The 20747-nt window shown below is 51.9% G+C and carries 20 protein-coding genes; 7 read left to right on the top strand and 13 right to left on the bottom strand.

Annotated features, from left to right (window positions below; translation table 11 throughout):
* Nucleotides 1-36 precede the first annotated feature (36 nt).
* Both Q1A54_RS00410 and Q1A54_RS00405 read right to left on the bottom strand, forming a co-directional pair.
* Nucleotides 37-783 (bottom strand): PKD domain-containing protein, encoded by a 747-nt coding sequence (locus Q1A54_RS00410; protein ID WP_299984184.1) that lies wholly within the window; start codon nt 781-783, stop codon nt 37-39.
* A gap of 155 nt (nt 784-938) precedes the next feature.
* Nucleotides 939-1775: a hypothetical protein gene (locus Q1A54_RS00405; protein ID WP_196119277.1), complete on the bottom strand. Its 837-nt coding sequence runs from the start codon at nt 1773-1775 to the stop codon at nt 939-941.
* Between the two features lie 98 nt (nt 1776-1873).
* On the opposite strand from Q1A54_RS00405, the gene Q1A54_RS00400 reads away from it, so the two are divergent.
* Together Q1A54_RS00400 and chrA are read left to right on the top strand one after the other, a co-directional pair.
* Nucleotides 1874-2857, top strand: coding sequence for a 2-oxoglutarate and iron-dependent oxygenase domain-containing protein (locus Q1A54_RS00400; protein ID WP_007654196.1), 984 nt, complete (start codon nt 1874-1876; stop codon nt 2855-2857).
* Nucleotides 2858-2922: 65 nt separating this feature from the next.
* Nucleotides 2923-4092 (top strand): chromate efflux transporter, encoded by a 1170-nt coding sequence (gene chrA, locus Q1A54_RS00395; protein WP_196119279.1) that lies wholly within the window; start codon nt 2923-2925, stop codon nt 4090-4092.
* 95 nt (nt 4093-4187) lie between these two features.
* Here chrA and rfbA read toward each other — a convergent pair whose 3' ends face one another.
* From rfbA to prmC, 5 genes are all read right to left on the bottom strand, one after another.
* Nucleotides 4188-5063: a glucose-1-phosphate thymidylyltransferase RfbA gene (gene rfbA / locus Q1A54_RS00390; RefSeq protein ID WP_299984183.1), complete on the bottom strand. Its 876-nt coding sequence runs from the start codon at nt 5061-5063 to the stop codon at nt 4188-4190.
* Between the two features lie 114 nt (nt 5064-5177).
* Nucleotides 5178-5729 carry a dTDP-4-dehydrorhamnose 3,5-epimerase gene (rfbC, locus tag Q1A54_RS00385; RefSeq protein ID WP_299984182.1) on the bottom strand — a complete coding sequence of 184 codons (552 nt, stop codon included), beginning with the start codon at nt 5727-5729 and terminating at the stop codon, nt 5178-5180.
* A 20-nt stretch (nt 5730-5749) separates the two neighbouring features.
* Nucleotides 5750-6799 carry a dTDP-glucose 4,6-dehydratase gene (rfbB, locus tag Q1A54_RS00380; protein WP_299984181.1) on the bottom strand — a complete coding sequence of 350 codons (1050 nt, stop codon included), beginning with the start codon at nt 6797-6799 and terminating at the stop codon, nt 5750-5752.
* Between the two features lie 3 nt (nt 6800-6802).
* Entirely contained in the window at nt 6803-7834 is a 1032-nt protein-coding gene (galE, locus tag Q1A54_RS00375; protein ID WP_299984179.1) for a UDP-glucose 4-epimerase GalE, read from the bottom strand.
* Between the two features lie 308 nt (nt 7835-8142).
* Nucleotides 8143-8997, bottom strand: coding sequence for a peptide chain release factor N(5)-glutamine methyltransferase (gene prmC, locus Q1A54_RS00370; RefSeq protein WP_299984177.1), 855 nt, complete (start codon nt 8995-8997; stop codon nt 8143-8145).
* 145 nt (nt 8998-9142) lie between these two features.
* On the opposite strand from prmC, the gene ribD reads away from it, so the two are divergent.
* On the top strand, nt 9143-10195 hold the full coding sequence (gene ribD, locus Q1A54_RS00365) for a bifunctional diaminohydroxyphosphoribosylaminopyrimidine deaminase/5-amino-6-(5-phosphoribosylamino)uracil reductase RibD (RefSeq protein ID WP_299984175.1): 1053 nt from the start codon (nt 9143-9145) through the stop codon (nt 10193-10195).
* A gap of 77 nt (nt 10196-10272) precedes the next feature.
* A complete protein-coding gene (locus Q1A54_RS00360) occupies nt 10273-10755 on the top strand; it encodes a GAF domain-containing protein (RefSeq protein ID WP_196119295.1) in 483 nt (160 codons plus the stop codon).
* Nucleotides 10756-10843: 88 nt separating this feature from the next.
* On the opposite strand, the gene Q1A54_RS00355 is transcribed toward Q1A54_RS00360, so the two are convergent.
* From Q1A54_RS00355 to Q1A54_RS00330, 6 genes are all read right to left on the bottom strand, one after another.
* Nucleotides 10844-11428, bottom strand: coding sequence for a hypothetical protein (locus Q1A54_RS00355; protein ID WP_299984172.1), 585 nt, complete (start codon nt 11426-11428; stop codon nt 10844-10846).
* 1 nt (nt 11429) lies between these two features.
* The gene (locus Q1A54_RS00350) at nt 11430-12242 is read right to left on the bottom strand and encodes a metallophosphoesterase (protein WP_299984170.1); all 813 of its coding nucleotides are present in this window, start codon (nt 12240-12242) and stop codon (nt 11430-11432) included.
* 245 nt (nt 12243-12487) lie between these two features.
* Nucleotides 12488-13171: a phosphatidylserine decarboxylase family protein gene (locus Q1A54_RS00345; protein ID WP_196119301.1), complete on the bottom strand. Its 684-nt coding sequence runs from the start codon at nt 13169-13171 to the stop codon at nt 12488-12490.
* 121 nt (nt 13172-13292) lie between these two features.
* Complete coding sequence (locus Q1A54_RS00340; RefSeq protein WP_196119389.1) at nt 13293-14567, bottom strand: Glu/Leu/Phe/Val dehydrogenase; 1275 nt, start codon at nt 14565-14567, stop codon at nt 13293-13295.
* Nucleotides 14568-14663: 96 nt separating this feature from the next.
* Nucleotides 14664-15491 (bottom strand): phosphatidate cytidylyltransferase, encoded by an 828-nt coding sequence (locus Q1A54_RS00335; RefSeq protein ID WP_299984166.1) that lies wholly within the window; start codon nt 15489-15491, stop codon nt 14664-14666.
* A gap of 45 nt (nt 15492-15536) precedes the next feature.
* Nucleotides 15537-16502 (bottom strand): CPBP family intramembrane glutamic endopeptidase, encoded by a 966-nt coding sequence (locus Q1A54_RS00330; RefSeq protein ID WP_299984164.1) that lies wholly within the window; start codon nt 16500-16502, stop codon nt 15537-15539.
* A 53-nt stretch (nt 16503-16555) separates the two neighbouring features.
* Between Q1A54_RS00330 and dusB the strand changes: the two genes are divergently transcribed.
* From dusB to Q1A54_RS00315, 3 genes are all read left to right on the top strand, one after another.
* A complete protein-coding gene (gene dusB / locus Q1A54_RS00325; RefSeq protein ID WP_299984162.1) occupies nt 16556-17545 on the top strand; it encodes a tRNA dihydrouridine synthase DusB in 990 nt (329 codons plus the stop codon).
* A gap of 137 nt (nt 17546-17682) precedes the next feature.
* Nucleotides 17683-18600 (top strand): DMT family transporter, encoded by a 918-nt coding sequence (locus Q1A54_RS00320; protein WP_366915785.1) that lies wholly within the window; start codon nt 17683-17685, stop codon nt 18598-18600.
* A 150-nt stretch (nt 18601-18750) separates the two neighbouring features.
* Nucleotides 18751-20739 carry a Na+/H+ antiporter NhaC family protein gene (locus Q1A54_RS00315; RefSeq protein ID WP_299984160.1) on the top strand — a complete coding sequence of 663 codons (1989 nt, stop codon included), beginning with the start codon at nt 18751-18753 and terminating at the stop codon, nt 20737-20739.
* The last annotated feature ends 8 nt before the right edge of the window (nt 20740-20747 follow it).

Here is a 20747-nt window from a genome sequence, read left to right as displayed (position 1 = left end):
AAGCGAGGGCCACCAGTACTGGTGGCCCTCGCTTTTTTATGGAAGCTCCGCCTTGAACTTTACTACTAAATGCGACCCCCAGTCGTCTGTACCACGCTGGTATGTATAGTACCCTTCTCTGGATGCTTTATCGAGATGGAACCTAGAACTACCTTCTCCCACTCTGTTATGGGCTATAAGCCTGTCTGACTTGTCATCATTCTGGTCATAAAACCTGAAGTATGGATAAATGTATGACCAGTATTCACTACCGATTGGTACTCGATCTACTGGAAAGGTTAATGGCAGTTCTTCTCTTGAAACTTCATACCGTGTATCACTCCTGTATATGGCCTGCTCTGCTAAATTATTATCATAAGTGAAGACTTGTAGGTATACATTAGGTTTACCTTCTGAAGGAGCGGCCAAATCGCCACCTTCCAGGGCATAGTTTTCAACATAACTGCGCAGCTCTACCTCGTAGGCATACAACTGAGCCACCTTTACCTCTTTCTCTACAGTACTGGCATGGCCGTTGATATACGTTGTAAGCTTTACAGTGTAGCTCCCAGGCTGTGTATACCTAAACGTATCTGGCACCCGGTATTCAGATGTCTCACCGTTCCCTAAGTCCCACTTATAAGCATCAGCCTCGCTTATATCTTTAAAAGTAATACCCTCCCATATGGTATAAAACTCTTCCGGAATAGTAAACTCAGGTGTAGGTATAGCAACGGGATCATCTTTTTTACAGGAAGCAAAGAGAGCCAGTGCTGTAACGGCAGCAAGTAGTTGTTTTCTCATGTAATAGGAAGTGGTTAAGTGTTTGAAGGTTTTAGCAAATCCGATGTACAGGCTTGCTAAACATTAGTTATAAACTATATAGCCAAAATTATACCAAAAAAGCCCGCGATGGAGGTCGCGGGCTTTTTTTAATGGATTATAAGATAACTTAAATCTTAGCTTTCTTTCAAAGTGATTGTGCGTGTTACCGAGTTGTAAGGACCAGGTATAACAGCACCAGCATTGTTGATCAGCTCCAGCTTGATGGTTGTTTCGCCCATTGGCAAACCTTCAATGATATGTGGCATCCACTTGTCTAACACAAACTCGTTGCCGTTGATCGTAGCACGCACCTTGTTGCCAGTAGTTGACAGGTCGGTGTTCACCAAGTAGAAATCAAGCATGATGCGGCGGGTGTCGCTACCTACGTACTCGCCCTTCGGACGGCTGTAGAACATGTGCTGGCCCTTCATATCGAACTCCATACGTTGCTGTGGTCTGCCTACTGTCACCATGCGTAGGTCGTAAGCACCTCTGTGCTTCAGACTTTCATGGTAAGAACGCGATATGAATGAAAGTACCACGTGCTCGCCTTCCTCCATCTCTTTTGTAAATGAAGTCTCATAATGCGCGGTGTAAGGCTCGTTGTCTACGATGTTATGGATGTGCTGTCCTTCCTGCGAGTTGGCCATAAACTCCGAATTGGAGTGTGGCGTCATACGGGTCAACTGGAAGTTAGATAGTTCATACGAAAACTCTACCGGCCCTGGCTGCACTACACCGTTAGCTGGAGGAGTATTCAGGCGAAGCTGTGACTCCGGGTATTTCTGTGAATCGTCGAAAGCGAATACACGCAATCCGCCCTTGCTCATAACAGCTCCGGTAGGTGTTGGCCCTGTAGTAGTAGCCATCACAGGGGTACGCGTTTCGTCATCCTGCATCTGGCGTGTTGTATCGCAGGAAGCAAATGCCAGCATAAGGGCCGAAGCAAAGAGTAAGTAGGTTTTTTTCATCGAAAGAGGGTTTGAATTAGCAAATAGCCAATATACTGATTTTATTTGTATATTGCGCACTACGTAATATTAACGTAAAAGTATACAAAAAAGACTATATGAGCGAGATTTTGTTTGATGAAGTTCCTTCATTGGACTTAGCTGATTTTACATCGGGAGATGAAGGACGCAGAGCGCGGTTTGTGCAGCAATTGGGAAACGCTTATCAGAACATTGGCTTTATTGCCCTGAAAAACCACGGCCTGAGCGATGACCTGACGGAAAGACTCTATGCAGCCGTTAAGAAATTTTTTGCCTTGCCCGATGAGGTAAAGCAAAAATATGAAAATCCGGAACTTGCCGGCCAGCGTGGCTATGTGGGCAAGGGCAAGGAAAAAGCCAAAGGTTTCAATACCGGTGACCTGAAAGAATTCTATCACGTAGGTCAGGAACTGAGCGGTATTCCGGACAGTGATCCGATCAAGGCAGAATATCCGGCTAATATCTGGCCATCGGAAGTACCAGAACTTGAGGAGGTAACGCTGGAAGCTTACAGAAAACTGGAAGCAGCCGGCAAACAGGTGTTGCGCGCCATCGCTCTGCACCTGGGTCTGGAAGAAACTTACTTCGACGAGAAAGTGAAGTACGGCAACAGTATTCTGCGCCCAATCCACTATTTCCCGATCGAAAACCCTGACCAGGTACCGGCTGACGCAGTTCGTGCTGCTGAGCACGGTGACATCAACCTGATCACTTTGCTGATGGGTGCCAGCGCCGACGGTCTGCAAGTGTTGCGCCGCGATGGCAAGTGGATCCCGATCACGGCCCTGCCAGAGCAGGTAGTTGTAAACGTAGGCGACATGCTCGCCCGCCTGACCAACAACAAGCTGAAGTCGACTATTCACCGTGTGGTAAACCCGCCGCGTGAGCTGATGCATACTTCCCGCTATTCTATTCCATTCTTCATGCACCCGCGTTCAGAAATGGACCTGACTTGCCTGGAGAGCTGCATAGACGAGCAGAACCCGAAAGCCTATCCTGATGCTACTGCAGGTGAATACCTGAACGAGCGCCTGGTGGAGCTTGGGCTCAAGAAAGCTTAACTGAACTGAAACCAGTAAGAAGAGAGATAGTGTCCGCACTGTCTCTCTTTTTTTGAACCTACGGCATGAGTCTGCGCTACTACATCTTCCTGAAAGACGTACTGTTGCTCGCCCTGACCGCCTTTGGCGGTCCGCAGGCACATGTTGCCATGATGTTCCGGTTGCTGGTGAACAAGCGTCGCTACCTGACAGAGCAGGAACTGATTGAACTCAATGCCCTGTGCCAAATCCTCCCTGGCCCTACCTCTACCCAAACTCTGACAGCTATAGGCTATCGCATTGGCGGCCCCAATCTGGCCTACCTGACATTGTTGGTATGGTTGCTACCAGCCTCCAGCATCATGGCTGCAGCCGCAATAGGTATTTCTTACCTCCAGGAAAACAACATATCACTCCAATTCCTGCGCTTCATACAACCCATGGCGGTAGGCTTTGTGTCTTATGCAGCCTACGCAATCAGCTCCAAAGTAGTAAATACCAAGCTGGCTATTGGTATTATGGTGGTTTCAGGTATACTGGCCTACTTTTTTCATTCGCCTTGGGTATACCCGCTGCTATTGCTGGCTGGAGGAGCCATTACGGCACTCCGTTTCAGGCAGCACCCGCAGGAAAAAGACAAGAAACTAAACATTCAGTGGGCCAATTTTATACTTTATGTAGGCGTGTTGATCACGGCAGCTGTGTTGGGTGGAGCTACATCGTCACTCCCCATCAGGCTATTTGAGAATTTCTACCGAAACGGGAGCCTGGTATTTGGCGGTGGACAGGTGCTGATTCCCCTCATGTTCACTGAGTTTGTTGACTTTAAGGAATACTTATCAGCTGAAGAGTTTCTATCAGGGTTTGCCATTGTACAAGCCCTTCCCGGACCGGTCTTCTCTTTCTGCTCTTTTATCGGCAATCTGGCTATGCGCGAACACGGTGTGTGGGGGCAACTACTCGGCTCACTGGTAGCCACAGTTGGCATCTTCCTACCCGGCACTTTCCTGATCTTCTTTGTGATCCGCTTTTGGGATGACCTGAAAAAATACAGGGTCGTGCGGGCATCGCTGGAAGGTATAAGTGCCGTAAGTTCAGGCATGGTAGTAGCCGCAGCCGTTATGCTCTATCGCCCAATCGATAATACACCACTTAATTTTGGCATAGTAGTCGCCACCTTTTGTCTGCTCCTCTTTACCCGTATACCTGCGCCAATCCTCATTTTAGTGGGTTTTGCTCTTGGCTTTATTTTCTAGCCGCGCTATACCTAATCTCAGGCTCTGTTCAAATAAAAAGCTGCCCATGCATTAGCACAGGCAGCTTTATGACTTAGGCTGGGCTTCGTATCTACTTACCTAAATGTCTTTTCTTTCATGATGCGGAGCAGGTACTCGCCATACCCGCTTTTGCGGAGCGGCTCTGCGGCTTCTCTAAGCTGCTGGTCTGAGATGTAGCCCATGCGCCAGGCCACCTCCTCGATGCAGCCGATCTTGAGCCCCTGCCGCTCCTCGATCACCTGCACGAACGTGGCCGCCTGCATCAGCGACTGGATGGTGCCCGTGTCGAGCCAGGCCGTCCCGCGGTTGAGCACCCCCACCTTCAATTTGCCCCTTTTGAGGTACTCGCGGTTCACGTCCGTGATCTCGTACTCGCCCCGCGGGCTGGGCTCCAGGTTCTTGGCGATCTCCACCACCTCATTGTCGTAGAAGTAGAGGCCCGGCACAGCGTATTTTGACTTCGGCTCACTCGGCTTCTCCTCGATGGAGACGGCCCTCCCCTCTGCGTCGAACTCGACCACCCCGTAGCGCTCCGGGTCCGTGACGTGGTAGGCGTACACCACGCCCCCCTCGGGGTCCGCGTTCTGGCGCAGCACCGCGCCCATGCCGGCCCCGTAGAAGATGTTGTCGCCCAGCACAAGGGCCACTTTGTCCCCCCCGATGAACTCCTCCCCGATCACGAAGGCCTGCGCCAGCCCGTTCGGTGTCTGCTGAATGGCATAACTGAACTTGCAACCGATCTGCGAGCCGTCGCCCAGCAGGCGCTCGAACATGGGCAAATCGTGCGGCGTGGAGATGATCAGGATCTCGCGTATGCCGGCCAGCATCAGGGTGGAGAGCGGGTAGTAGATCATGGGCTTGTCGTAGACGGGCATGAGCTGCTTGCTCACGGCCAGCGTCAGGGGGTGGAGGCGGGTGCCGGAGCCCCCGGCCAGGATGATGCCTTTCATTTGTCTTCTATTCGATTTTTATGGTTGATGCTCGGAGCGTCCCCGTCTGACGCGCCACTTCGGCAAAGATAGTCATGTCTTCGGCAATCGCCTCCCAGCGCTGCCTGGCAGTACTCACAGGCCCTGCCTGAACGCGGCGAAGGAGGGGCTCTCGCGGTCCTTGCCGGAGACGACCAGCTCGGACGCCTTCAGGCCCCAGTCGATGCCAAGCTCCGGGTCGGCGTAGTGGATGCTGCCCTCACTCTCCTTGTGGTAGTAGTTATCGCACTTGTAGAAGAACTCGGCCTCCGGGCTGAGCACCACGAAGCCGTGGGCGAAACCGCGCGGGATGAAGAGCTGCAGCTTGTTTTCGGCGCTGAGCACCACCGAGAAGTGCTGCCCGAAGGTCTCGGACCCGGGTCGGATATCCACGGCCACGTCCAGCACCTCCCCCTTAAGCACCCGCATCAACTTTGCCTGCGCGTGATCGCCGCGCTGGAAGTGCAGTCCCCGCAGCACGCCGCGGGTGGAGTAGGACTGGTTGTCCTGCACGAAGCGCACCTCTTCTCCCGCCAGGGCGTTGAACCTGTCCTCGTTGAAGCTCTCATAGAAGTGGCCCCGCTCGTCTGAGAAGACCGCCGGCTCAAGCAGCAGGCAGTCCCCCAGAAATGTCTCTATTACTTTCATCTGTGTGCTTGTTCCTTTCCTTATCTGCCCTCGTACTGCTGCGCGTAGTACTGCTGGTAGTGGCCTGTGGTGACCTCCTCCAGCCAGGCCTCGTTTTGCAGGTACCAGTCCACGGTCTTTCTCAGCCCCTGCTCGAAGGTCACCGAGGGCGCCCAGCCCAGCTCCTCCATCAGCTTGGAGGAGTCGATGGCGTAGCGGGCGTCGTGGCCGGCGCGGTCCTTGACGAAGGTGATCAGCTTTCTCGATTCACCGCTCTCCCGTCCCAGCTTCTCGTCCATCACGTCGCAGAGCAGCTCGATCAGGTCGATGTTGCGCCACTCGTTCACGCCCCCCACGTTGTAGGTCTCCCCCACCCTGCCGCGGTGAAAGATGGCCTCGATGGCCCTCGCGTGGTCTTTCACGTAGAGCCAGTCGCGCACGTTCTCGCCCCTGCCGTACACAGGCACGGGCTTTAAAGCCTTGATGTTGTGGATGGCCAGCGGGATGAGCTTCTCGGGAAAGTGGTTGGGGCCGTAGTTGTTGGAGCAGTTACTGAGTTTCACCGGCAGCCCGTAGGTATGGAACCAGGCCCGCACAAAGTGGTCCGAGGCCGCCTTGGAGGCCGAGTAGGGCGAGCGCGGGTCATAAGGGGTGCTTTCGGTGAACAGGCCCTCCTCACCCAGCGAGCCGTACACCTCGTCGGTGGAGACGTGGTAGAAGAGCTTGCCGGCGTAGTCCCCCGCCCAGCTGCAGCGGCAGGCCTCCAAGAGGTTGACCGTGCCCATCACGTTGGTCTGGACGAAGGCCATGGGCCCCGCGATCGAGCGGTCCACGTGCGACTCGGCCGCCAGGTGCACCACCGCCTCGAACTGGTGCTCAGCGAAGATTTCCTCCAGGTACGCGGCGTCCGTGATGTCGCCGCGGAGGAAGGTGTAGTTCTCCCGCCCCTCGATGTCCGAAAGGTTCTGCAGGTTGCCCGCGTAGGTCAGCGCGTCGAGGTTGAAGACGTTATAGTGCGGGTAGGCCTCCACAAACAGCCGCACCACGTGCGAGCCGATGAAGCCGGCACCGCCGGTAATAAGTAAGTTCATATGTTAGTGCTGTACTGTTGATTTTTGTAAATGCATTTGCCAGTCCCAGGCGCTCTTCATGGCCTCTTCCAAGGTGCTGGTGGTCTTAAAACCTAACTCCTCAGTAGCCTTGGTTACGTCGGCGTATATTTTCGGCACGTCTCCCGGACGGCGTGGGCCAATTTTATAATTTAATTTCTCGCCAGTAGCCTGCTCAAAAGCCTGTACCGCCTCCATCACTGTGTTGCCAGTGCCAGTGCCCACGTTGAAGAACTCGATATGCTCCGCCTTATCAGACAGCAGTCTGTCAATGGCGACCACATGTGCCTTCGCCAGATCCACCACATGCACATAGTCGCGGATGCAGGTGCCATCTGGAGTGTCGTAATCGTTGCCGAAAATCGTAAGCTCTTTGCGTATACCTGCGGCGGTCTGCGTAATGAACGGCACCAGATTGTTTGGAACTCCGAGCGGCAGTTCGCCGATCTTGGCAGATGGATGTGCTCCAATCGGATTAAAATAGCGCAGTGCAATAGTATGCATGTCGCTGCCACTGGTCGCCAGGTCGGTTAGTATCTCTTCACAGATTTTCTTGGTGTTGCCGTAAGGTGAGTTGGCTTTCTGCACCGGCGTTTGTTCTGTTACAGGCAGCTTGTCAGGTATACCGTATACAGTGCAGGATGAGGAGAAAACCAGTTTATTTACTTTAAACTCCTCCATCACCTGCAGCAGAGCCACCAATGATCCCACGTTGTTGTGGTAGTACTTGAGCGGCTCGGCCACTGACTCACCAACGGCTTTGTAAGCGGCAAAGTGAATCACGCCGGCTATACCTGTTTCCTTTTCAAAGACACTGCGCAGCGCTGCGCCATCCGTACAGTCGATGCGGTGGCAAGTGATTTCGCGACCCAGTATATCGGCTATACCTTGCAAGGAGCGCTCCTCGGTATTTGAGAAATTGTCGATGATAATGGGCTCGTAACCTGCCTCCACTAGTTCCACCACGGTATGGGAGCCGATGTACCCTGCCCCACCTGTCACTAATATTTTCTTCATATAATTTGTTTTCAAGCTTGCAAAAAGCTTTCATGTTGTGCAGCCGCTTATGACCGACTACTGTTTAACAACTTGTATATTCTGGTTGATCGCCAACAGATCAGCAATCACTTCCTAGGAGTCTTCTGGTGCTAGTATATTTCATCAAAGCACTTGTACTGTATTATTAGAGTACCGGGTTCAGATGACAGGCTTTGCTACAACAGGAGGCATCACAAAAATATAATATTAAACTGTATTTATTGGTATAGGCAGACCAGACGTAGCCCTGGCAGATTAAGTGCTGCTTTATTAATGCGTACAATACTCTACAGCTCTCCTCTCACGATCCTGTCTTTGCCAAACAAGTCCTGCACCACTTGCGCCTGCTTGAAACCCGCCTGCAACAGCAAAGCCCGTACTTCTTCGCCATACTGTTCATTTATTTCAAAGTATAGCCGTCCGCCTGTTTTGAGCAACTCTGCCCCTATTTCTGTAATGCGCCGATAGTACTTCAGTGGGTCTTCATCTGGCACGAACAGGGCCAGATGGGGCTCGAACTCCAGCACATTGGTGCGCATCAGCGCTTTCTCCTGCTCCTTGACATAGGGCGGGTTGCTGGTAATGATATCCAAAGAATGAGATGCTATACCAAGGAGCGGTTCAAATACGTCCTGCTGAAGCCAGGCAACCGGCAATTTCAATTGGCGGGCATTCGCTCGGGCCACCTTCAATGCGCCCTCTGATAGTTCCAGCCCGTATACCTGACGGACCTGCAAATTGGCAGCCAGTGCCAAAGGTATACAGCCGCTGCCCGTGCAGATGTCAAGTACTTGAAGATTACTGTGACCTTGGTGCTCACGCACGACCAGATCCACCAGTTCCTCCGTTTCGGGGCGGGGTATCAGTACACGCTCATCTACCTGTAGGTCGAGGCCGTAAAAGTGGGCGGTGCCAAGTACGTACTGCACTGGCTCCTGCTTTTGCAGCCGTTCCACAGCCTGCTTTATCTGCGTCTCCTGCTCTTCATTGACTTCCTCCTGTTGCCCCAGGCTGAGCTGCATACGGTTTTTCTGTAGCACATGCTCCAGTACCAGCTGCGCAATGGCCCCGGCCTCAGGTTCAGGATAGGCATGTTGTATGCTTTCGCGGATGTATCGAGCTGTTTGCAGTATGGTGGCCACAGGTATAGGTTTTGTTTGATTTTAGGTAACTTTGCAAAAGTAAAGTTTTATCGCGTATAAGTCACAAGTGTAAAATCAACTTGTTTTCTATTATTGACTTGGTTTTTACTTGATCTTAAACCCTTTAACTCCTAAGCTCCTGAACTTGACTGACGAACTCTACATGCGGCGTGCGCTGGAACTGGCCAGACTGGGTAGCGGCTATACCTACCCGAACCCCATGGTGGGCTGTGTGGTGGTGCATGAGGGACGCATAATCGGCGAGGGCTGGCACCGCAAGTTTGGTGGTTCTCATGCTGAGGTTAACGCCATCGCAAGTGTGCAGGACAAAAGCCTGTTACCTAAAAGCCGAGTATACGTAACGCTGGAACCTTGCTCGCACTTTGGCAAAACTCCTCCTTGCGTCGATCTGCTGATCAGCAGTGGCGTACGTGATGTGGTGATTTGCAATACTGACCCGAACCCTAAAGTGGCAGGGCGCGGCATCAAGAAGCTGTTTGATGCGGGTGCACAGGTGAAAGTAGGCCTGCTGGAAAACGAAGGACTGGAGTTGAACAAGCGCTTCTTTACGTTTCATACCCAAAAGCGGCCTTACATCCTGCTGAAATGGGCAGAGTCGGCAGACGGGTTTATCAGCGGACAAAACAACCAGCAGGTGCAGATCAGCGGTCCGTTGTCGCGCAGGCTGGTGCATAAGTGGCGCTCCGAAGAGCAGGCGATCATGGTGGGCAGCCACACGGCAGCGTGTGACAACCCACGCCTCGACACCCGCTTCTGGCCCGGGCACAGTCCGCTGCGGGTGGTCATCGACCGCAAACTGCAACTGCCCGACCACCTGCACCTGTTTGACAAGAGCCTGCTAACCGTGGTGTATACCTACCAGCAAAGGGAACAGCAGCACGAGAACCTAGCTTATGTGCAGCTCCGCGAAAACGAACCGCTGCTGCCGCAGCTGATGCAGGACCTGCACCAGCGCCAGGTATTGTCGCTGCTCGTGGAAGGCGGCACTTACCTACTCAAAAGCCTGTTGAAGGAAAACCTGTGGGACGAAGCAATCTGTTTCAAGAGCCAGACTTGTGTACTGCGCGATGGCACACCGGCTCCAGGTATGGTGCACAGCCAGTTGCTTGAAGTGCAGGCAGCTGGCTCCGACAGGCTGTTGCATTACCGAAACAGTATATCAAAACTTAATTTATAAATCCCGCGCCGGAGCGTTGTACCTCTTATCAGGTATAGATTTCCTCGATGCGCACTTATGCTTATACCTTATCCATTATGGCTGAATCACTTATAGTAGACCAGAATCTAACGAAAGAAGAAAAATATAAAGCCTTAGTGCCTCAGATCGAGGCGCTGGTTACCGGCGAGAGCGATTTGATCGCTAACCTCTCCAACATGATGGCCGCCCTGCGCCAGGGAATGGGCTTCTTTTGGGTAGGCGTGTACTTCAACAAAGAGGGCCAACTGGTGCTGGGTCCCTTTCAAGGGCCGGTGGCTTGCACCCGTATTCCCTATCACAAAGGCGTATGTGGCGCCTGCTTCACCCGCCAGGAGACGATCCTGGTGCCTGACGTAGAAGCCTTTCCGGGACACATCGCCTGCAGCAGCGACTCTAAATCGGAGATCGTGATACCGGTCATAAAAGACGGTGAGGTGAAACTGGTGCTGGACGTGGACAGTGACAAATTAGACGATTTTGACGAAGTTGACCAGAAGTACCTCGAGCAACTGATGAAGCTCGTAGAAAGCTGGTATTAAGCTCTGCTTTCGCTAAAAAGAATGGCCTTATCCCTGCTTCGGGGTAAGGCCATTCTTTTTTGAGGTTGCTCCCAATAAATTTACTCTACTACAGCCTCACCCGCATGCCTAGTGCTAGGTTAAATATCTTGCCTGGCCCCAGGTATCGCGGGTTCTGGATATATGAAATCAAATACTCGGCGCTGGTGCCCACTTCGTAGTACAGCCCAAACCGTTGCAGTTTCTCTACACGAGTGAAGTCCATCTGCCCACCCAGGTATAGGTATAGGCGTACTGCCGTCGGGAAACCATAGTAGCCTCGGCTATACTTGTCGTGATGCTCAAAGATAAAATACTCCTCCCCGAAGGTATGGCTCACTTGAAACCCGGTGCGCAATGGCTGCCAGTCCAGCGACTTCAGGGGCACGGGCCTGAAAGGTGCAAAAGTAGTCTTCAGGGCGGCCGTCCAGATGCGATCTCCTCCTATGCGCTCGGGCAGATAGCCCAGAAACAGGTCTGTCTCCAGCTTTTCACGAAAAAAGCTCCGCCCGACACCAACCGAAGCAAACCCAATGCTACCCGCATACTGTACCTTGACATGATAGGGTGAAAACGACCGCTCCTGGCCATGTCCCTCGTAAGGACTCAACAGGAATAGCAAAGCGACGAGATATGTGATAAAGAACCGCTCCATATCAGTAGGCAATTCTATCAAAACTGTACCCACCGGCCCATACTTTCAGGTATGTAAATTCACGCTTCTTTACAGTGGAGGTAGCCAGGTATAGCACCTCCTCATCATAGCGAAAATCGGCCCTGAAGCCATGGATATGGCCGTGTAGACTCAATTGCACCCGCTCACTCTCCTTTAGTGTTCTATGGAAAGCTCTTTCCAAAGCCGTATCAAAGTCATCGTCATAAGGAGGTATGTGAGACACTGCGATGGCCTGCTCCCAACTATCGCCTTCCTGGTGAAGCAGTTGTTTACTCAGCCAGTCGATATCGGGTACTTGTCCATTGTAATTGTACTCCAGACTGTTTGTATCAATGAATACAAAGCGGGTATGCCCGTAGTCAAAGGCATAGTTAAAGTCACCGTACATCTGCTGGTATACCTTGCGGCCATTGCCCAGCATGTCGTGGTTGCCGATCACGGTCAGGTATGGCCACTTCAGCCGTTTCATGATGTCGTGCACCCACCGGAACTCCTGTGACATGCCAAAGTCAGAGATATCACCCTGATGAATGACGAAGTCGATATGGGGGAAGGTATTGGCGGCGTCAACAAAGGCGCTGGCGGCGTCATAAAAGCGCTGCGTATCGCCCATCACGAGCAGGTGCAGCGTATCGCCGGGCTGCTGGTTTTGTAGCCGCGCCAGGTTGCGGGCGGTGAGGTTGCGCTCGTCGTCGTTTAGTTTGATCTGGTTCGGGTGGTACTCAAACAGCTCTTCACAGGACGAAAGCAAAGCCAGGCTCAGTGTCAGTAACAGGTAGCAGATTTGTTTCATAGTTGCCTCAGGCGACACAGTTATTCTCCTATCTGCTAACGCTATATAAAGGAGAATGTTAATGTGCGGTGATCAACATACAATATCCTGATTCTGCTTATACAGCTGCCCTGTTTAATACATAGAACAAAAGCAACTGACCTGAAGCTCTTTACAATGTGCTTAATAAGCAAAAGGCCGGCCCTGGGATTATCCTGGGCCGGCCTTTTTTTACCTCCTGTAAGGTATACCTATACTTTAGAATCTTATCCGAAGAAGGTCGGAGTTTCAGTCTTGAGCTGAGCAATCACAGTTTGACCGCCTTTGGTTTTCTGACCGAGTTCCACTTTCACCTCTGTGTCCAGTGGCAGGAAAATATCCACGCGCGAACCAAATTTGATGAAACCAAACTCCTCACCCTGACTTACTTCGTCGCCTTCGTTCACATACCACACAATGCGGCGGGCCATGGCACCGGCAATCTGACGGAACAGCACTTCAGGACCGGCAGTGGACTCTACCACCACAGTCGTACGCTCATTCTGCGTGCTCGACTTCGGGTGCCAGGCTACAAAGTAGTTACCCGGGTGATACTTGAAATAGCTCACAATACCTGATACCGGGTTACGTGTGATGTGCACGTTAATCGGTGACATGAAGATCGAGATTTGCTTGCGCTTGTCTTTGAAATACTCTGTCTCCTCTACCTCCTCGATCACTACCACCTTGCCGTCGGCAGGCGCTACGATCAGATCTTCGTGCAATAACAGGTTGCGGTAAGGACTGCGGAAAAACTGCAGGATAAGCAGAAACAGAACAGCTGAAACACCGGAGAAAATCTTGTTGAAGGTATTGTTGTCGGCGTTGAAATTGTAGAGCAACAGGTTGAGCACTAACAAAATCAGCAATGTAAAAAATAGAATCCTTCTTCCTTCCTTATGAATTTTCATCCGTGAAAACTAAATGCTACAGGTCTTATATAACTTATAATAGCCCATCCAGTTTCGTAGATGGGCTATTATCTGCTTCAAAAATATATAAACTTTCGTTTATTTTAATAAAAATCTTCTCTTAGAAACCGCCGCGATACTTATAAGTCATCGCTACTTTGTCGATTGCCACGATGTAAGCCGCAATACGCATCGGCACGTTGTACTTCTGAGAGGCAGCATACACACGCTCAAATGACTCGTTCATGATGCGCTCAGCACGTGTGTTCACACGGTCAAGCGTCCACTTAAAGCCCATGCGGTTCTGTACCCACTCAAAGTAAGATACGGTTACACCACCTGAGTTAGCCAGGATATCCGGCACTACCATGATGCCTTTTTCGTTGATGATGTTGTCTGCTTTGTATGAAGTAGGTCCGTTGGCACCCTCCACGATCAGGCGGGCCTGAATCTGGTCCACGTTCTTGATCGTGATCACATCTTCCACAGCAGCTGGCACCAGCACGTCTACTTTAGCAATCAGCAGGTCGTCGTTGCTGATCTTCTCAGCGTTCTTATAACCTTCCAGACGGCCGTTGTTGTTGTTCTTATACTCGATAGCCTCTTCGATGTCAATACCGTTGTCGTTCCAGTAAGCACCGCTCACGTCGCTCACACCCAGTATCTTCACACCACGCTCAGCCATCAGCTTAGCTGCCCAGGCACCTACGTTACCGAAGCCCTGAATCACTGCCGTTGATTTGGCCGGATCCATGCCCAGTTTATCCATGGCCGCCATAGCCGACACCATCACACCGCGGCCAGTCGCCTCTACGCGGCCGAGTGAACCACCCAGCACAAGCGGCTTGCCTGTTACCACAGCGTGTACGGTTGAGCCTTTGGTTTTGGAGTATTCGTCCATCAACCAGGCCATCTCGCGCGGGCCAGTGCCCATGTCCGGAGCAGGTATATCCTGGTCAGGGCCGAAGATGTCAATCAAAGCCTGGGTATAGGCTCTTGTCAGACGTTCCATCTCACCTGCCGACATTGCGTAAGGGTCGCAGATGATACCGCCTTTGGCACCACCGTAAGGGATGTCTACCACGGCACACTTCCAGGTCATCCAGGCAGCCAGGGCCTTCACCTCGTCCAGGAACACATCCGGCGCGAAACGGATACCACCTTTTGATGGACCCAGGATAGTAGAGTGAATAACGCGGTAACCTTCAAACACTCGCACTTTGCCGTCATCCATTGTGACAGGTACGTTCACGATTACCTGACGCGTTGGAGTCTTAAGGACATTGTAAACCTCCTCATCCAGCCCAAGTACCTCTGCCGCGATATTAAAACGCGACATCATCGATTCGAAAGGATTTTCTCTATCCTTGATCGGTGCAGGCTCTTTGTATAACATCATTTTAAGCTTTTGAATTAATCAGTGATTAACAATTATGGCGGTAAAGTTATGTAAATATTATTTACACATACCTACACCTTAATCAACAATAATTTAGAAAGTTTTGAGGAATGCGACGATGAATGGAACGGCCAGGATCAGGCTGTCGAAGCGGTCCAAAATGCCTCCGTGGCCAGGCAACAGCGTACCCGAATCCTTAACACCCAGGCTGCGCTTGAGCAGGGACTCCACTAAATCGCCCAACACGCCAAAAACCGATACTATAATAGCTACGCCTATCCACTGGTATAGTTCCAAATCATGAAAGAACATGGACAGCAGCCAGCCAACCAGCACGGTCAATATAGCGCCGCCCGCCCAGCCTTCCCAGGTTTTGCCCGGAGAAATGCGCTCGAAGAGCTTGTTTCTGCCAAAGTTTTTGCCGGCGATGTAAGCCCCCGTGTCAGATGACCAGATCAGCAGCATGAGCCCCAGGATAGGCTGCCAGCGGTATTCACCCTCCAGATAACCCAGCAACTGTAGCAGCGAAAATGGTACAGCGATGTAGAGTACGCCCAGTATGGTAAAAGAAATGTTGGTAAACGGCTGCGGCTCTTTGCGGTACAGTTCCAGCACAAATATAAGGAACAGGGCAGGCAGTATCAGGTATAGCAGCTCGGCTGGCATGTACTCTTTGTCGATCAGAAATACAGCGATGAAAACTCCGGCCGCCAACAGCGTGCCATACACCTTGTTGGGCTTGATGCCAGCTACCTCTGACAGTTTATAAAACTCCAATGTGCCCAGCACGGTGAGCCCCAGAAACAGGATGAAAAAGGTCCACTCGCTGAAAATTATACCTCCGATAAAGAGTGCCGCCCCTAATACTCCTACAATCAGGCGTTGCTGTAAATTACTAAGGGCAGATAGCTTGGTGCTCATGCGTTACAGGTTACCGGCAGCATCAGCCGGGTGGTTCGTCTTGAATTATTGGTTCCGGCGCTCATCTGCAGCCTCGGCTATACTTTCGGGGCGAGTGGGCGTCAGCATAAACTGCTTGTAAAGGTAATAGATTAAGGCTGCACTCAGCACCGCCGATATCAAAATGGTCATGATCGGCATCGGCTCCGTCGACTCTACATTAAAATCGATAGCGCCCGTCTGCTGCAGGTATAGCAAAAACACGGTGAAACCGTTGTTGAAGAAGTGCGCCACAATTGGCACCCAGATGTTGCCCGACCATAGGTATAGGTAACCGAATAAGGCTCCCAGCAACACACGCGGCACAAAGCCGAAGAACTGCACGTGTATAGCTGAGAAAATGATTGCTGCTACCCACACCGCCACATGCGCGTTGCCGGACCAGCGGTGCACCTGTCGCTGCAGGATGCCTCTGAACACCAGCTCTTCGCCTATGGCAGGTATAACCGCGATCACGAGCAGGCCCATCAGCAGGCGCGGGAAGGTTCCGAAGTTGGCAATCAGTTTCGTGAGCTCGGCCAGTTCATCTTCTTTAGCACGGGCCCACTCCTCAAAGCCTTTCATGAAGTCCGGCAGGGAGAGCTCGGCGTTCCAGTTGATGATAAGTGAGTTGGCTGGCATGATAAAAACAACCAGAAAGCCCGCCAAAAGCAGCAAAGTTGGCAAAGGAAGCTTTTTCCAGTTCAGGTAGTGATCGATGTTCACACCAGCCAAACGCAGCATTAAGAGTGGCCCGAGTACGAAAGAACAGAACTGCACCAGGCCCTGAAAGAGCAAAAGCGCGTCGGCTGCTTCCGGATGTTCCGTCGGATTAGCCAGCAAATTAGTCAGGTCCATCACCTCTATTCCGAGCACCGCATTTACCAGCACCAGGTATAGGAAACTGGCCACAAAATAGCCGCCCAGCATGAATGCCAGCAACAGTAGCAGAACTAAAAGTGGGTGTCGGTCTTCGGAGATGAAACCTTTCATAGAGAAGATTAGGTTTAATTGACGTAAATTTACGTGAAAATTTAACTTTTGCTTTGGTAAAGATAGCGAACATAGAACTGGGCGAGTTTCCGCTGCTGCTGGCGCCGATGGAAGACGTGAGCGATCCGCCTTTCCGAAAAGTGTGCAAGGCCAACGGTGCAGACCTGATGTATACCGAGTTCATCTCTTCTGAGGGTTTGATACGTGATGCCGCCAAAAGTGTGCAAAAACTCGACATTTTTGACTACGAGCGCCCGATCGGTATTCAGATATTCGGCTCTGACATTGACTCGATGCGTGAAGCCGCCATTGTGTCGTCGCAGGCCGGTCCTGACCTGATTGACATCAACTACGGCTGCCCTGTAAAGAATGTAGCCTGTAAGGGTGCCGGTGCCGCTTTGCTGCGTGACGTGCCCAAAATGGTGAAGATGACCGAGGAAATCGTGAAGGCCACTCACCTGCCCGTGACGGTGAAGACACGCCTGGGCTGGGACGATAATACAAAATACATTGTAGAGACTGCTGAAAGGCTTCAGGATATCGGTATAAAAGCCCTGAGTATACACGGCCGTACCCGCGTGCAGATGTACAAAGGCGAAGCTGACTGGAGCCTGATCGCAGAGGTGAAGAATAACCCGCGCATGCATATCCCGATCTTCGGAAACGGTGACATCGACTCGCCGCAGAAGGCGCTTGAGTACAAAAACAGATATGGCGTAGATGGCATCATGATCGGTCGCGCCAGCATCGGTCACCCCTGGATCTTCAACGAGATCAAACACTATATGGCCACCGGCGAAGTACTAGCACCGCCTACACTGGAAGAGCGCGTGGAAGTATGCCGCCAGCACTTCACGCACTCGCTGGAGTGGAAAGGTGATAAGCTGGGCATCTTTGAGATGCGCCGCCACTACACTAACTACTTCCGTGGCCTGCCGCACTTCAAGCCATTGCGCATGAAACTGGTGCAGTCCGAAGACATCCAGGAAATCTACGACACGCTGGACGAGATAACCCAGACGATGGCGTATGAAGAAGTATAGGACTGAGAGCGTTTAGTAATCAACGCTTCAGATAAAATTAAAGGAGTTGGTGTCCGGCATGCATGCTGAGACATTAACTCCTTTATCTTTGCAAATGGTTTGAAAGCGATGGATCTCTCAAACCCTTTAACTCTTAAATTCTCAAACTTATCAGAACTGTTACTACGCCCAAACAGGAGCAGACAGGCACTCCGGCTATCGCCTGGGTACTGGTTGTTATACTTGCTCTTATCTGGGGCACTTCGTTTATACTTATCAAGAAGGGACTCGTCGTTTACTCTTCCGACGAACTGGGAGCTCTGCGCATGGTCATTGCCTGCGCCGCCCTGCTGCCCTTTGCCATCAAGAACCTGCGCAAAGTAGAGCCAAGCCGTTGGAAATTTCTGCTTGGCAGCGGTCTGCTGGGCAACTTCTTCCCTGCCTTTCTATTTGCGATTGCCGAAACGCGCCTGGCCAGCGGACTAGCCGGTGTGCTGAACTCACTTACTGCGCTGTTCACCTTGCTCGTAGGCGCTGCACTGTTTGGCCAGTCCATCACCTGGATGCGTATGCTTGGCATCGTGATCGGTATTGCGGGCACGGCCATCCTGATCTTCACAGGCAATGGCAACGCTGAGCTCGACAACATGTACTATGGTCTGTACATCGTGCTAGCCACCGTCTTCTACGGCATCAGCGCCAACATCATCAAGCACCGTCTGCACGGCATGAAGGCTGTTGCCATTTCCAGCCTGGCCCTGCTTACGGTAGGCCCGGTTGCACTGGTATACCTGCTCACCACTGATTTTTTCTACAAGCTGCAGCATGTTCCGGGTGCCTGGGAGGCGCTGATGTACATTGCCATACTAGCTGTTTTCAGCACCGCCATCGCGCTGGTGCTCTTCAACAAGCTGATTCATATCTCCACTACGCTGTTTGCCAGTTCTACCACTTATCTTATACCTGTGGTGGCCCTTATGTGGGGCGTCCTCGATGGTGAGGTGATTCACTTATGGCACTACCTCGGCATGGTGGTGATCCTGGCGGGCGTGTTTATTGTGAACAGAGCTCGGTAAATCTACGCCATACCTGATACTGACAGCCCCTGTGCCACCGGTGCATGGGCTGTTTTCTTTTCTAAAGCCGCCTTCCGCCAATATCAGAATTTTCTAATCTCTCAATAATTTACTTACTTAAGGGTTTACAAGAACCGACCCTACAACCACATGAGGTTATTACAGACCCTTTTGAGTCTTGCGCTGCTGATGCTTCTCTCCTTTCAGACGATGGCGCAGGAAGACAGCACAGAGTTAGCCATAGAAGAATTCAGACTGCAGGCCGTCAACGATACGGCTTTTACCCTGCGCACCACCAACGAGGCGGGCAACCTGGTCAAGTATAGCGGACCGCTGCCTGTGCGCATCAACGGCAACCTGCAGGAAATCAGCTTCACCGAAGGTGAGGCCCGCTTCTCACTGCCCCAAAAGGCCAATCTGATACAGGTTAGTGCCAATGTGGGTACCCACACCATCGCCCGCCTTTACCGCCTCGATGCCGAAGCCGAGCACGGGGTGCACCGCTTCCCGATGTGGCTCTCTATTCTACCACCACTTATTGCCATTATTCTGGCCCTTATTTTCAGAGAGGTGCTACTCGCTCTTTTTGCAGGTATATGGGTGGGAGGCTTTGTGATCTACGGCATGTCCGTTAAGGCTTTTTTTACAGGTCTGCTCGCTGTAGCCGATACCTACCTGGTCAGTGCCATGACCGATACGGACCACATTGCCGTAATCCTGTTCTCGATGCTGATCGGTGGCATGGTAGCTATTATCTCCAAAAATGGAGGTATGGCGGGAGTCGTGAACAAATTATCCCGCTACGCACGCTCGGCCCGGAGTTCACAGTTGGTGACCTGGGTATTGGGTATTGCTATTTTTTTCGATGACTACGCCAACACTTTGATTGTCGGCAACACCATGCGTCCGGTTACTGACAAGCACCGCATCTCCCGCGAAAAACTAGCCTATATTGTAGATAGTACCGCCGCCCCTGTGGCTGCCATCGCTTTCGTAACGACCTGGGTTGGGGCTGAGCTTGGCTATATTAAAGATGCCGCCACCACCTTAGGTATAGAGGAGGGTGCTTATTCACTGTTCTTCCACTCGCTGGAGTACGCCTACTATCCGGTGCTGACACTGGTGTTTATGTTTATGCTGATCTGGATGAACCGCGACTATGGATTGATGCACAAAGCTGAAGAGCGAGCCCGCACCACCGGCGCTGTGAGTAACCACCGCCCCGACAGCCGCAGCGAAGCCCGCCAACAGCAGGAAATGGCCGAGTTCGAAGCTATTGACCCCGATCGCAGCCGCGCTTTCAATGCACTTATACCTGTGCTGGTAGTTATTTTCGGTACCGTGATCGGTCTGCTCTATACCGGCTACAACCCTGATACCTGGGCGGACCAAAGCATCGGTTTCTTCCGCAAGCTCTCCATGACCATAGGTGACTCCAACTCATATACTGCACTGATCTGGGCCTCACTATCGGGTGTGGTCGTGGCGATAGCGCTTACGGTGAGTCAGCGTATCATGAGTCTGTATGAAACTATGGAGTCGCTGGTGACGGGCTTTAAGACGATGCTACCGGCCATGCTCATACTGGTGCTAGCCTGGTCACTGGCGCAGGTTACCAAGGAGCTTTACACCGCCGAGTACCTGACCTCGCTCTTTTCGGGTAACGTGTCGCCGCGCTGGTTACCTGAGATCACCTTCTTCCTGGCTGCCATCATCGCATTTTCAACCGGATCGAGCTGGGGCACCATGGCGATTCTATATCCCCTGATGCTGCCCGCTGCCTGGTACGTGAGCCAGCAGCATGGCATGAGCGTAGAGGAAACCATGCCGATCATGTATAATGTGATTTCGGTGGTGTTGGCTGGTGCCGTATTCGGTGACCACTGCTCCCCTATCTCGGACACCACCATTCTAAGCTCACTTGCCTCTGGCTGCAACCACATAGACCACGTAAAAACCCAGTTGCCTTATGCCGTTACGGTGGCACTGGTAGCTAACTTGGTTTGCACCTCGCTCTCTAGCTGGGGAGTGCATTGGTTCCTGGTATACATCATAGGAGCCGTTATACTTTGGGGTATTATCAAGCTGTTTGGCAAGAAAAACGAGTATGAACCCATCGCAGCGGAGGTACCAGTTTGAGTCTAAAA

The sequence above is a fragment of the uncultured Pontibacter sp. genome, from assembly GCF_947502515.1.
GTDB lineage: Bacteria > Bacteroidota > Bacteroidia > Cytophagales > Hymenobacteraceae > Pontibacter.
Note: the sequence above shows the minus strand (reverse complement) of the source record. Positions and strands in the feature narration are given on the sequence as shown.